Source organism: Pandoraea sp. LA3 (assembly GCF_022696215.1).
Lineage (GTDB): Bacteria > Pseudomonadota > Gammaproteobacteria > Burkholderiales > Burkholderiaceae > Pandoraea > Pandoraea capi.
This window is the reverse complement of sequence record NZ_PTPY01000036.1, coordinates 200,279-212,179: the sequence shown is the minus strand read 5'-3', so window position 1 is coordinate 212,179 and position 11,901 is coordinate 200,279. Positions and strand designations below refer to the sequence as shown.

Here is an 11,901-nt window from a genome sequence, read left to right as displayed (position 1 = left end):
CCAGCTTATCCACAGGGATCCGGGCAACCCCGCCCGACACCCTGAGAATTCGTCGGCTGTGACGCCGACCCCAACCGGTCCGTTACCCCTTGAGCGTCTGCTCCAGCACGTGCAACTCGTGGTTGAGCTGCGCGTCCTTGCCCCGCTCTTCTGCAATCTTGCGTACCGCGTGCAGCACGGTCGTATGGTCGCGTCCGCCGAACAGTTCGCCGATTTCCGGCAGGCTCTTCTGCGTCAGCTCCTTCGCCAGATACATCGCAATCTGCCGCGGCCGTGCAATATTGGCAGGCCGCTTTTTCGAATACATGTCGGCGACCTTGATATTGTAAAAATCGGCGACCGTCTTCTGGATGTTCTCGACAGAAATCTGACGATTCTGAACCGTCAACAGATCTTTCAGCGCTTCCTTCGTCAGCTCGATCGTGATCTCGCGACCGTGGAACTTCGAGTACGCCAGGATCTTGCGCAGCGCGCCCTCCAGTTCACGGACGTTCGAGCGCAAGTGCTTGCCGACGAAGAACGCCACGTCCTCCGAGAGCCCCACACCTTCGGCCTGCGCCTTCTTGATCAGGATCGCCACGCGCATTTCGAGCTCTGGCGGCTCGATGGCCACCGTCAGCCCCGAATCGAAGCGCGAAATCAGCCGGTCGTCGATGCCGGTGATTTCCTTCGGGTACGTGTCGCTCGTGATGATCACCTGCGCACGGTTCGCAATCAGCGCCTCGAACGCGTAGAAGAATTCTTCCTGCGTACGGCTCTTGCCCGAGAAGAACTGAATATCGTCAATCAGCAGCAGATCGAGCGAATGGTAGTAACGCTTGAATTCGTCGAAGGCCTTGCGCTGATACGCCTTGACCACGTCTGACACGTATTGCTCGGCGTGGATGTAGCGAATGCGCGGGTTCTGCTTCTCGGCCAGCAACTGGTTGCCGATGGCGTGAATCAAGTGGGTCTTACCGAGACCGACGCCGCCATACAGGAACAGCGGGTTGTACGACGTACCCGGGTTGTTCGCGACCTGAATCGCCGCGGCGCGGGCCAGCTGGTTCGATTTACCCGTGACGAAATTGTCGAAGGTCAGCACCGGGTTGAGCTTCGAGCGCTCATAGATCGACTCGACTTCACCGACCTGAACCGGCTCCTGCGGCGTCACCCGCCAGTTGCGACGCACCGCCTCGGCTTCGCTCGCTTCCAGATCGGGACGCTCCCCGTCGAGCGACGCCGTATCGGCCGCATGACCACCCGCGACCGCAGCCTGCGCGGCAGCGGCGGCCGGGTTGGCACGCGCGACGCTCGTCGGCACGGGGGCCGGTGCGACGCTCGGCGTCGGGGCGGGTGCCGGAGCAGGGGTCGAGGAGGGCACGCGCAGACCCGCCTTCGGATCGAGGACGAACGTCACTTCGATCGGGGCGTTCCAATAGTCCGACGCCATGGTCTGGATGCGCCCGGAGAACTGGCTCCTCACCCAATCCAGCTTGAAGCGGTTGGGCGCGCCGATCTTGAGCGTGCGCGCCTGTTCGTCGAAGTCGAGCGGCGCCAGCGGTTTGATCCAGGTGCGGAATTGCTGGGGCGTGAGCTCTTGTTCGAGACGGGTCGCGCAGTGTTGCCAGAAATCGTTCATGCAGCGTGTATCCAGGTGGCGCGGAGCCCATCCGACGACATCGGTCTGGCACTTTTTCGCCCACTATCCGTTACATCAGATATGGGGACGAAACGTGCCAAACCAAGCGGTTTCCCTGTCCCAGACTGGATCGGAACGGGTCACCGGCAAAGGTCGAGTCGGACCAGCGGCGCATTGCAGAAGTCCGGCAGGACGCGAACCACGGCGCTGCGTTCGGGTTCCATCTCGCGCGTGCGGCCGGCTCCTCCGGCGCGCGCAGACGACAAAACCCGGCGCGCTATCCACATGGCGACGTCACCGGTACTCTGCTGGGAAAAAAATTGATGGGGGATTTTACCGCCAAAGCGTCGGCAAAGCGAGTTATCCACAGGAATGCCCACAGCACGCGCATCTCCGGGCGGGCGGACCGCGTTAACCCGCCTGCGTTCGCACGATGCCTGCGCAAATGCCCGGCAATTGCGACGATTTGCCGCGACGCCCGGGAAATCTGCCCACATTCCCATTTATCCACTGGCACAAAATGACGACACAGGCATTTCGCGCCATTATCCACAGCCTTGAGGCTGCCGGATGGCGTATCTGCGACAACCCGGGCGGCGATCGTGCGCGGGCGCAGCGGGGGCGATGGCTAACCTATTGACACACAACGGAAAAGCCGATTAAATAGCGGGTTCGTTAGAAAGATAACCGGATTCCTATCCAACTCCCGACGGCTGGGATGCGCGTGAAAGTCCTTGAATTTGCAGGTTTTCACGGTGTCCTTGTGGCGTTTTACGATGCTGCTGCGCGGGAATTTTTTCACACAGTGAGTGCATCATGAAACGTACTTTTCAGCCTTCCGTGACGCGCCGCAAGCGCACCCATGGCTTCCTGGTTCGCATGAAGACCCGTGGCGGCCGCAAGGTCATCGCCGCTCGTCGCGCCAAGGGCCGTAAGCGCCTGGCCGTCTAATCGCGGTTCTCGGTCATACCGCGGTTTGCGCGTTAAGTCCGCAAGGCGCGAAGTCCCGGCTCTGGGGTTTCCCAAGGCCGCCAGACTTCTCAAAACGGATGAGTTTTCATCCGTTTTTAGTTTGCGCCCCCTGCGTCGCAGCGCGCACTTCGTGTTGTATATGCGCTGGCGCGAAGATGCGCCGGACACCTCTGCCGATGCCACGCCTCAAGAAGGCCGCATCGGCATTGTCGTCGGCAAGAAGCACGCACCGCGTGCGGTCACTCGCAATCTGATCAAACGTCAGGCGCGCGAGATGTTCCGCCAGCGTCGTGCGGCACTGGCCGGCTGGGATTTCGTATTGCGACTGACCCGGCGATTCGACAAGGGGACGTATACAGCGGCGGCGGCGCCGGTGTTGAACACACTGTGCCAGACCGAGTTCGCGCAGCTCTTCGACGCAGCCGAAAAGGCCGCCCGCAAGCGCCGCGCCTCCGACGACAAGACGGAAGGTAGTTAGTCCCCACACGGTAGCGCCCGACCCCGGGCATGCGCCGCCCTCCCGGCCACCTCGGCCGGATTGACAGGCGGAATCGAGATGCGAAGCGTGCTGTTGTTGCTCCTGCGCGGTTACAAGCTGGTGATCAGTCCCTGGCTGGGGAACCGTTGCCGCTTTCATCCGAGCTGCTCCGACTACGCACGCGAGGCCATCGTCGAGCACGGTGCCGGTTACGGCACTTATCTCGCGGCCAGGCGTCTATGCCGCTGTCATCCGTTTCACCCCGGCGGTTTCGATCCCGTGCCGCCGGCTCGACACGTCTGTAACGTTCCCGACCAAAACGCCGATGGCGCCGACAAGGCCGCCGGAAACGACACGTCGCGAGCCAGGCAGACGGTCTCGTCCGGGCCCGCGGCCGCATCGGCAGTAACGCGCCGCGCGCCGGGCCATTCCTGAGTTTCGTCCACCACGAGTTACCGCATGGACATCAAACGCACCGTACTCTGGGTCATTTTCGCGCTGTCTGTCGTGATGCTTTTCGACAACTGGCAACGCGCCAATGGCCATTCGTCGCTGTTCTTCCCGACGCCCGAGGCATCCGCCCCGGCCGCGACGGGCGCCAACCAGACGGCGGCTAACGACCTGCCGCAATCGGCCAACGCCGGCGCTGCCGCAGGCAACGCACCGGGTAACGCACCGGCTGCCGCCACCGCGCAGAAGGTTCGCATCACGACCGACGTCTACGAAGCCGACATCAGCACGCAAGGCGGCACGCTGTCGTTCCTGGCGCTCACGAAGTGGCCGGATGCCGACGAAGCCGACAAGCACGTCGTGCTGTTCGACAACACCCCGAGCCATCAGTACTTCGCTCGCACGGGTCTGATCGGCGGCGATTTCCCGAACCACAACGACATCTTCACGCTGGTGCCGGGCCCGACCACGATGACGGGCGACACGCTGACCGTGAAGTTCGAATCGCCGGTCAAGGGCGGCTTGCAACTGGTGCGTGCCTACACGTTCCATCGCGGCAGCTACGTGATCGACGTGTCGAACACGATCGTCAACAAGACCGACGCCGCCATCAAGCCGACGCTGTACATGGAACTGGTGCGTGACGGCCGCGAAATCAGCGGCGCGAAGTTCTCGCACACGTTCACGGGCCCGACGGTCTACAGCAGCGACGAGAAGTTCCAGAAGATCACGTTCAGCGACATCGATAAGGACAAGGCGAAGTACATCAAGCAGTCCAGCGATGGCTGGATCGGCATGGTGCAGCATTACTTCGCTACCGCCTGGATTCCGAAGGAAGGTGTTGCACGCGACAACTACATCGGCAAGCTGGACAACGGTCTGTATCGTGTCGGCGTGAAGGAGCAGCTCGCGAGCATTCCCGCGAACGGCAGCCAGACGGTCGATGCACGTTTGTTCGCCGGCCCGCAGGAAGAGCACATGCTCGAACAGATCGCGCCGGGTCTGGAACTGACGAAGGACTACGGTTACTTCACGATTCTGGCCAAGCCGCTGTTCTGGCTGCTCTCGAAGCTGCACGCGCTGATCGGTAACTGGGGTTGGGCGATCATCGCCGTGACCGTGATCATCAAGCTGGTGTTCTTCCCGCTGTCGGCAGCAAGCTACAAGTCGATGGCGCGCATGAAGGAAATCACGCCGCGCATGCAGGCGCTTCGCGAACGCTACAAGAGCGATCCGCAGAAGATGAACGCCGCGCTCATGGAGCTGTACAAGACCGAGAAGGTCAATCCGTTCGGCGGCTGTATCCCGATCGTGATTCAGATCCCGGTGTTCATTGCGCTGTACTGGGTGTTGCTCTCGTCGGTGGAAATGCGCGGCGCGCCGTGGCTGGGCTGGATTCATGACCTCTCGGCACAGGATCCGTATTACATCCTGCCGGTGCTGATGGCCGTGTCGATGTTCATCCAGACGAAGCTGAACCCGACGCCGCCGGATCCGATGCAGGCCAAGATGATGATGTTCATGCCGCTGATCTTCTCGGTGATGTTCCTCTTCCTGCCGTCCGGTCTGGTGCTGTACTACGTGGTCAACAACACGTTGTCGATCGCGCAGCAATGGTCGATCAACCGAATGCTCGGGACCAAGAAGAAGGAAAAGGCGGCCTGACGATTGACGTCTGACCGTCTGAAAGACCTGGCCGCCCGCGAGTCTCTCGCGGGCGGTTTTGTTTGGTGCATGTCAAAATAAGCCACTGTTTTTCAACGAATCGTTCCATGAGCGTTACTGCCTCCACCTCTGCCGTTGCAAGCGTCCCGATCGCTGCCATCGCCACCGCTCCCGGACGCGGCGGCATCGGCGTGGTGCGCGTGTCCTTCGGCAAGCATCGCGGCGACGCCGTGCAACGTGTCATCGCGCGTCTGGTCGGGCAACCGCTCAAGCCGCGTCATGCGTCGTATCTGCCGTTCCTCGACGGTGCCGGCGACGCACTGGATCGCGGCATCGCGCTGTACTTCCCCGGTCCGAATTCGTACACCGGCGAGGACGTGCTGGAACTGCAAGGTCACGGCGGCCCGATCGTTCTGCAACTGCTGTTGCAGCGTTGTATCGACGAAGGGGCGACGCTTGGGGTGCGTCTTGCCGAGCCGGGCGAATTCACGCATCGCGCGTTTCTGAACGACAAGCTCGATCTGGCGCAGGCCGAAGCGGTGGCGGATCTGATCGAAGCGAGCACCGAAGCGGCGGCACGTTCGGCGAGCCGGTCGTTGGACGGTGCGTTTTCGCGCGAGATTCATTCGCTGGTGGATCTGGTGATTCATCTGCGCATGCTCGTCGAAGCGACGCTCGATTTTCCGGAAGAGGAAATCGATTTTCTGGAGGCAGCGGACGCCTTCGGTCAACTCGAACGCATTCGCGCGCAGTTGGCGCAGGTGCTCTCGCAAGCGCGGCAGGGAGCGTTGTTGCGTGAGGGGATCAACGTCGTGCTGGCGGGGCAGCCGAACGTCGGCAAGTCGTCGTTACTCAACGCGCTGGCCGGTGCCGAGCTGGCGATCGTCACGCCGATTGCCGGGACCACACGCGACAAGGTGCAACAGACAATTCAGATCGATGGCATTCCGCTGCACATCATCGACACGGCGGGTTTGCGGGAGACGGAAGACGAAGTGGAGCGCATTGGCATCGCGCGTAGCTGGAGCGAGATCGCGAAGGCGGATGCGGTCCTGCATCTGCTCGATGCGCGCACCGGCATGACGCCCGAAGACGAAGTCATCGCAACGCAACTGCCGAAGCACGTGCCCATCGTGCGCGTGTACAACAAGACGGATCTGGCGGGTGAACCGGCGACGGTATTACCGGCGGAAGGCACGGCGCCGCTGGGCGTGCGCTTGTCGGCAAAAGGCGGGCAGGGGATCGACTTCCTGCGCGCGGAACTGCTCAGGATTGCCGGATGGCAGGCGGGTAACGAAGGCGTGTTTCTGGCGCGCGAACGTCATTTGTCGGCACTTCGCGCGGCACGCGATCACATCGAGATGGCGGATGCGCATGCGCGTCAGAACGCAAGCGCACTCGATCTCTTCGCCGAAGAACTACGTCTCGCGCAGGAGCAACTCAGCACGATTACCGGCGAATTCACTTCGGACGATTTGCTTGGCGTGATCTTCAGTCGGTTTTGTATTGGGAAGTGATATCGACGCGAGTGCTATTCATGCACCCGCGCCGTTGGTCGCTCAAACGTAATTCGAATCGTCGTCGTAATCACCGGTGTCCATCAGGCCGTCGTCGATGTTCGAGAAGTCCGAGTTCGACGTGTCGAGGAAGTTGTTGTCGCTTCCCCCACCGTTCCCACCGCCGTTTCCGTTCTCGTAGATCGTGTTGTTGATGATCGTCTCCGAGGGCATCATGCCGCTGCCCAATCCGCCCATCGCCGGTTGACCGAAGAAGCCGCCGCCGCTGTTGCGGTGAAACAGGCTCTCGATGCCCTGGAACAGGAAAGCGCCGCCGGCCACGCCCGCGGCGGTCGTCGCGATGCTGCCGAGCGTGCTGCGGGCGCCGTCGCCTAACCATCCCGAACGTTGTGCCGGCGGGGCAGCTTGTGGAGCCGGTTGCGCCTGCGCAGGGGATTGCATCTGCGTCGGGTACTGGGCCGGTGCTTGAGCCGGTGCTGCACCCGCGCCCGCGTTGCCATACCCCGCCGCCGCTGTCGGTGCCGCCGCCCCCGCTGCATACCCTCCGTTCCCCGCGTTCCCCCACGTGTTGGCACCGCCGAGGAAACTGTCGTGTGCGCCGCCGCCCTGCGCCGACTGCAATTGCGATTGCAGCGTCGCGATCTGCGCGCGTGCGGACACCAGTGCGTGATCGAGCAGCAATGCACGCTGCACGAGGAGATACGCCGCGTCCGGCTGACGACGCACGGCATCGGCGATCAATGCCTCCGCCTGCTCGTCCTTGACGCCAGCCTGCGCTTGCGTAAGTTGAGTCAGAAAGCCCTGAAGTGTCTGCAATTCCTGCTGATTCATGATGTGCCCCTATGAGCGACGCGAGTGGTGCGAGCGATGCGTGTGATAAGTGTCATGCGCCTCGCACCGATGATGCGACGGGTGCGAGTCACGAGGCCAGTTTGCGGCGGCAAGCTTAAGCGGATCTTAAGACGGCCGACCGTCGTGTAACGACATGTAGCCGCCTGCACATACCGCAGCGAAATGGCGTCGGCGGCGCGTCGATCCCATCCCCGTGATACGCCGCCGCCGACATCGGAACGCACCGGCCCGCTGACACTCAGTCCCCTCGAAGAAGGCTCCTCATTCAGGAAACATCCACGCAAAAACGTAATGCTTTGAAACACTTCTAACAGGCGTCGTAATTGCCCGGCAGGGGTGTCAGGCCTAGACTCTGAGGCGTCAACTCCAGGGCGGCGTTGCGTCGACTCAGGTCGAAATCGGTGTGCGACGATCTTCATCGTCGGACGGATGAATGGATGGCTTCGAATGCCATCGCACCGGTTTCACCCAACTCGCATTCGACGCTCGTCCGCGAGGCGGAATCCACCGCGCCCGGAGTTCGTTCTTCGAGGTCTGTGTCGTGAAACGTCTTCCTGTAGTCCTCGGCTTCGTCGCCGTGGCCGCCGCGATGGCCAGCAGCAGCGCCTTCGCCTGGCATAGCGGCGTGCGCGTTTGGGTCGGCCCCGGCTATTACCCGTATCCGTACGCTTATCCCTACGCCGCACCCACGCCTTACTACGCACCGCCGCTCGTCGTCGTCCCCAGCCAACCGCAGCAATACGTCGAGCAACCGCAACCCGGCGCGCAAAACGATCAGCCCGGTGCGAGCAGCGACACCTGGTACTACTGCGACAAGGCCGGTGCCTACTATCCCTACGTGAAAACGTGTCCTGCCGGATGGCGCGAAGTGCCCGCGCAACCGGCGTCGAACTGATCGGGAGACACGTGATGTCATTCGAATCACCCAGCCAATTGACCCGACCTGACGCGCAAACAACGCCAGCGACGCCAATGACGCATGGCGCAGCACCCGCGCGCCGCGTCCGCATGCCGCGCCTCGTAGCCCCCGTCGCCATCGCAATCGCCGCTGCCACACTCGCCGGCTGTGTCGTCGTGCCCACCGGGCCGAGCCTCATGGCGCTTCCCGGTACGGGGAAATCGTTCGATCAGTTCCGTCAGGACGATTTCAACTGCCGCCAGTACGCCTCCGGCCAGAACGGCGGCATCGACGCCACCACGGCAGCCAACAACAGTGCCATCGGCAGCGCCGTGCTCGGTACCGCCCTCGGCGCTGCGGCCGGTGCCGCCATCGGTGGCGGCTCAGGTGCCGCCATCGGTGCGGGTGCAGGCCTGCTCGCAGGCGGCGCGGTGGGCGCCGGCAACGCGCAGTCGTCTGCATATCTGACCCAAAGCCGCTATGATCAGGCCTACGTTCAGTGCATGTATGCCTCCGGCAATCGCGTTCCTGTGCGCGGCGACATGGTGTCGTCGCAACCCGTTCAGCGCTATGCACCACCACCGCCTCCGCCCCCGGGCTGGAAGCCGCCGCCCGGCAGCTACTGATCCCGTAGCGACATTAACGATAATTGCGATGTGACGGACGTCGGCCGACGTCGCCCCTGCGAGGCGAGCGAACCGGCGTCTACGTCTTCTCGCTAGAGATTTCCGATGGCCCACAAGTCGACTGTCCGCGTTGCCTCCAATGCCCCCTTTGCCCATTACATCCCCTCGCTCGCGTTGTTGCGCAAGTCGCTGTGGTGGATGCTTCCCGCCGTTTTCGTGACGGCACTGGCCGTCACGCCGCACGCTCACGCGCAAAACACGCCCGCACCGGCGAACGGCGCCACGGGTGTTGGCGGATCGGCCCCGGCGGGTGGTGCGTCAGCATTCAACCCGACGGCCGACATCTCACGCGCCGTCTCCCGTGACAGCGCCGACGCCGCCATCCAGAACAACTGGAACAGCATCATGCGTCCGCCTGTGCAGGCCAAGCCCGAAGAGAAACCGGCCGACACGCCGCGTCGCGGTCGCCGTGGCATCACCCCGGGTATTTCGACGAACTGATCTGCGGCCGGTAACTCGCCTGGGCGACGAAGATTGCCTGGCGTGATGTCCGGGCAGCGCCTCGCACGGCATTGCCCCGTCTGAAGTTCGTCGGCGCCAGCACAACGCCGGCACAATCCATCGTGCCGATCCACTGCCGTTTGTCCGGCTGGAATTCGCCGGATCTCCCGCCTACTATGAGAATCATCAGCAGGATCCACTCCCTGGTGTTCTCATGCGACTCTTCCTTGCCTTGTGGCCCGGGCCGGGCGTACGTGCGCAGCTTCACGACTGGGCCCGGTCGGCCCATGCAGAATGCGGCGGACGCGTACTTCGCGCCCAGACCTTGCATCTGACGCTCGCATTCCTCGACGAGGTCGACCCCGCACGTCTGCCCGTGTTGCTCGGGCTCATGCAGCGCACGCCGCTCGATCCATTCACGCTGACGTTCGATCATCTCGGCTACTGGTCCGACCGAAAGATCGTCTGGGCAGGCGCGCCGAGCGTGCCGGACAATCTCCTCGCCACACGCGACGCGCTGCTCTCGCAGTGGCGAGCGACCGGCGCACGCGTCGTGACGCAAGCGTTTCGTCCGCACGTCTCCCTGTTGCGTCACGCGCGTCGCGCGCCCTCCGACCTGTCTCCGCCGCCGCTGGTCTGGCAGTGCGATGGTTATGTGCTCGTCCATTCGGTACGGACACCGCGCGGGCCGCATTACCGCGTGCTGGCCGAGCATCACGGCGGGCAGCCGGAAGGCTTTTTCGAGACCTCACCCGAGAAATCGGCAATGCCGTCAACGCAATACGGTATAGTCGGATGACGATGCACCGGCCGGCCGGTCGGCGCATCGGTTTCTCGTCATTCGCAGGAGGCTCAAGTGCAAGTCGGATCGATCGTCAAATCCAATCACATCGCAGTGCCGCGTGGTGCCGTTGGCATCGTGACCCGTGTGCTGGGTCACATGGCGATGGTTAAGTGGTACGCCGGCCAACCCGGCGCGTCGCGCGAACTCAACACTGAACCGTTCGATATCGTCGACCTGATCGAAACAGGCGATGTCATGCCCATCAGCGGAAGCCCGATTCTGCACTGATCGTGGTGCAGCGTCGTCAGACGCTCTGAAAGCCTGACCCAACAAAACGCCGGCCCGTCTTACGAGGGGCCGGCGTTTTGTATTGTGACGACGTGCAATGCGCTCGTTCAACGCATTCCGTACGCCAATTCCGAATTCCGCGAGATGTCTTGCACGTTGCCGCAACCGGTCAGACGTGCCCCGCCCGTTGACGCATCAGTGCGTCCAGACGCGCCGCCATGCGTTCGCGCCGCTTGCGCGAAGTGCGATACAGCAGCACGGCCATCGCCATCAGCACGACGCACGCGATCACGAATACCCCGTACGGCAGCGTATCGCCCTGCAAGCGCAGGCTGACCTGCGCGCGTGTCTCCGCTGTGCAGATGATCGTGCCCGCGCGCATGCCGGTGTAATGCATCCCGCACACTGCCACCGCCATGACCAGCGCCGCCAGCGCACGTTGCAGGCTGGTCTCCAGATGGAACGCCAGCCATAGCGCCACGCTCGCCGCCACGATGGCGATGAGCACCGAGAGCGCGATGATCGTCGTGTCCCATTCGAAGTACGCCTGCGTGCGCACCGCACTCATGCCGAGATAATGCATGCCGGCAACGCCCAGACCCGCCCCCACGCCACCGACGGCGCATTGCAGTGCGTTTCGATACGGCGCCCGCGCGACGTACCAGAGCGCCAGTCCGGAGACGATCACTGCCAGCACGAGGCTACCCAGCGTAGGCCAGAGCGAATAGGTGACGGGGAAGGGCATGCGTTGCGCGGCCATGCCGATGAAATGCATGCCCCAGATACCGATGCCCCCGAGCGCGAACGCCGCCACAATGACATAGCCGGCGCTGATACGTCCGTCCTCGTCGCGAATCCGCGACGCGGCCACCAGCGCGACATAGGCACCCAGCGCCGATATCACGAAGGACAGCAGGACAAGGAACTCGCTGTAATACAGGGGAACGACGCTACCTGGCTGCATGGGCTTATCCTGTGGTTTTTCTTTTCGCCGGACCGCCGTTGGGCGAAGGGACGAGAGTTTCTTATTTGAGCCTGCGAGACAACGGACGGCGTGACGACAGCACCCGTGGACAGCGACGCAGCATGGCAAACGTCGGGCGCTACGGGCGATTCAATCCTGCCGCCCCTACGGCGTCAAGAGGTAAAACCGTCCGGCGTTCGGCCCAACTGGACGAATCGCCGCAGCCGGCGCGCAGCCAATGAACCGCACCGACCGCAAACCCTTACGGGACGCGTGATTCACGCA

13 protein-coding genes are annotated in these 11,901 nt (G+C 63.0%); 10 read left to right on the top strand and 3 right to left on the bottom strand.

The window, feature by feature from the left end; all coding sequences use genetic code 11:
• Positions 1–82: 82 nt before the first annotated feature.
• A complete protein-coding gene (gene dnaA / locus C5N93_RS19450) occupies positions 83–1,621 on the bottom strand; it encodes a chromosomal replication initiator protein DnaA (protein WP_150720641.1) in 1,539 nt (512 codons plus the stop codon).
• 816 nt (positions 1,622–2,437) lie between these two features.
• On the opposite strand from dnaA, the gene rpmH reads away from it, so the two are divergent.
• The 5 genes from rpmH (at position 2,438) to mnmE (ending at position 6,703) form a co-directional block, all read left to right on the top strand.
• Positions 2,438–2,572, top strand: coding sequence for a 50S ribosomal protein L34 (rpmH, locus tag C5N93_RS19445; protein ID WP_010806664.1), 135 nt, complete (start codon positions 2,438–2,440; stop codon positions 2,570–2,572).
• Positions 2,573–2,633: 61 nt separating this feature from the next.
• Positions 2,634–3,071 (top strand): ribonuclease P protein component, encoded by a 438-nt coding sequence (gene rnpA, locus C5N93_RS19440; RefSeq protein WP_242560920.1) that lies wholly within the window; start codon positions 2,634–2,636, stop codon positions 3,069–3,071.
• Positions 3,072–3,149: 78 nt separating this feature from the next.
• Positions 3,150–3,506 (top strand): membrane protein insertion efficiency factor YidD, encoded by a 357-nt coding sequence (yidD, locus tag C5N93_RS19435; protein WP_150720638.1) that lies wholly within the window; start codon positions 3,150–3,152, stop codon positions 3,504–3,506.
• 24 nt (positions 3,507–3,530) lie between these two features.
• Positions 3,531–5,186: a membrane protein insertase YidC gene (yidC, locus tag C5N93_RS19430; RefSeq protein ID WP_150720637.1), complete on the top strand. Its 1,656-nt coding sequence runs from the start codon at positions 3,531–3,533 to the stop codon at positions 5,184–5,186.
• Between the two features lie 107 nt (positions 5,187–5,293).
• On the top strand, positions 5,294–6,703 hold the full coding sequence (gene mnmE / locus C5N93_RS19425) for a tRNA uridine-5-carboxymethylaminomethyl(34) synthesis GTPase MnmE (protein ID WP_242560545.1): 1,410 nt from the start codon (positions 5,294–5,296) through the stop codon (positions 6,701–6,703).
• 42 nt (positions 6,704–6,745) lie between these two features.
• Here the strand turns inward: mnmE and C5N93_RS19420 are convergent, their stop codons facing one another.
• Complete coding sequence (locus C5N93_RS19420; protein ID WP_242560544.1) at positions 6,746–7,534, bottom strand: DUF2076 family protein; 789 nt, start codon at positions 7,532–7,534, stop codon at positions 6,746–6,748.
• 562 nt (positions 7,535–8,096) lie between these two features.
• On the opposite strand from C5N93_RS19420, the gene C5N93_RS19415 reads away from it, so the two are divergent.
• The 5 genes from C5N93_RS19415 (at position 8,097) to C5N93_RS19395 (ending at position 10,652) form a co-directional block, all read left to right on the top strand.
• Positions 8,097–8,450, top strand: a complete 354-nt coding sequence (locus C5N93_RS19415) for a hypothetical protein (protein ID WP_242560543.1) — start codon at positions 8,097–8,099, stop codon at positions 8,448–8,450.
• Positions 8,451–8,563: 113 nt separating this feature from the next.
• Complete coding sequence (locus C5N93_RS19410; protein WP_242560542.1) at positions 8,564–9,079, top strand: hypothetical protein; 516 nt, start codon at positions 8,564–8,566, stop codon at positions 9,077–9,079.
• A 105-nt stretch (positions 9,080–9,184) separates the two neighbouring features.
• On the top strand, positions 9,185–9,580 hold the full coding sequence (locus tag C5N93_RS19405; protein WP_150720632.1) for a hypothetical protein: 396 nt from the start codon (positions 9,185–9,187) through the stop codon (positions 9,578–9,580).
• Positions 9,581–9,794: 214 nt separating this feature from the next.
• Positions 9,795–10,379, top strand: a complete 585-nt coding sequence (thpR, locus tag C5N93_RS19400; RefSeq protein ID WP_242560541.1) for an RNA 2',3'-cyclic phosphodiesterase — start codon at positions 9,795–9,797, stop codon at positions 10,377–10,379.
• A 57-nt stretch (positions 10,380–10,436) separates the two neighbouring features.
• The gene (locus C5N93_RS19395; protein WP_069341069.1) at positions 10,437–10,652 is read left to right on the top strand and encodes a hypothetical protein; all 216 of its coding nucleotides are present in this window, start codon (positions 10,437–10,439) and stop codon (positions 10,650–10,652) included.
• A 169-nt stretch (positions 10,653–10,821) separates the two neighbouring features.
• Here the strand turns inward: C5N93_RS19395 and C5N93_RS19390 are convergent, their stop codons facing one another.
• Entirely contained in the window at positions 10,822–11,616 is a 795-nt protein-coding gene (locus tag C5N93_RS19390; RefSeq protein WP_069341070.1) for an MHYT domain-containing protein, read from the bottom strand.
• Positions 11,617–11,901: the final 285 nt, after the last annotated feature.

Bases quoted from the DNA above. Each gene is read 5' to 3' on its own strand.
- dnaA (WP_150720641.1), bottom strand. From the start codon at position 1,621: ATGAACGATTTCTGGCAACACTGCGCGACCCGTCTCGAACAAGAGCTC.
- rpmH (WP_010806664.1), top strand. From the start codon at position 2,438: ATGAAACGTACTTTTCAGCCTTCCGTGACGCGCCGCAAGCGCACCCAT.
- yidD (WP_150720638.1), top strand. From the start codon at position 3,150: ATGCGAAGCGTGCTGTTGTTGCTCCTGCGCGGTTACAAGCTGGTGATC.
- yidC (WP_150720637.1), top strand. From the start codon at position 3,531: ATGGACATCAAACGCACCGTACTCTGGGTCATTTTCGCGCTGTCTGTC.
- mnmE (WP_242560545.1), top strand. From the start codon at position 5,294: ATGAGCGTTACTGCCTCCACCTCTGCCGTTGCAAGCGTCCCGATCGCT.
- C5N93_RS19420 (WP_242560544.1), bottom strand. From the start codon at position 7,534: ATGAATCAGCAGGAATTGCAGACACTTCAGGGCTTTCTGACTCAACTT.
- C5N93_RS19410 (WP_242560542.1), top strand. From the start codon at position 8,564: ATGCCGCGCCTCGTAGCCCCCGTCGCCATCGCAATCGCCGCTGCCACA.
- C5N93_RS19405 (WP_150720632.1), top strand. From the start codon at position 9,185: ATGGCCCACAAGTCGACTGTCCGCGTTGCCTCCAATGCCCCCTTTGCC.
- thpR (WP_242560541.1), top strand. From the start codon at position 9,795: ATGCGACTCTTCCTTGCCTTGTGGCCCGGGCCGGGCGTACGTGCGCAG.
- C5N93_RS19390 (WP_069341070.1), bottom strand. From the start codon at position 11,616: ATGCAGCCAGGTAGCGTCGTTCCCCTGTATTACAGCGAGTTCCTTGTC.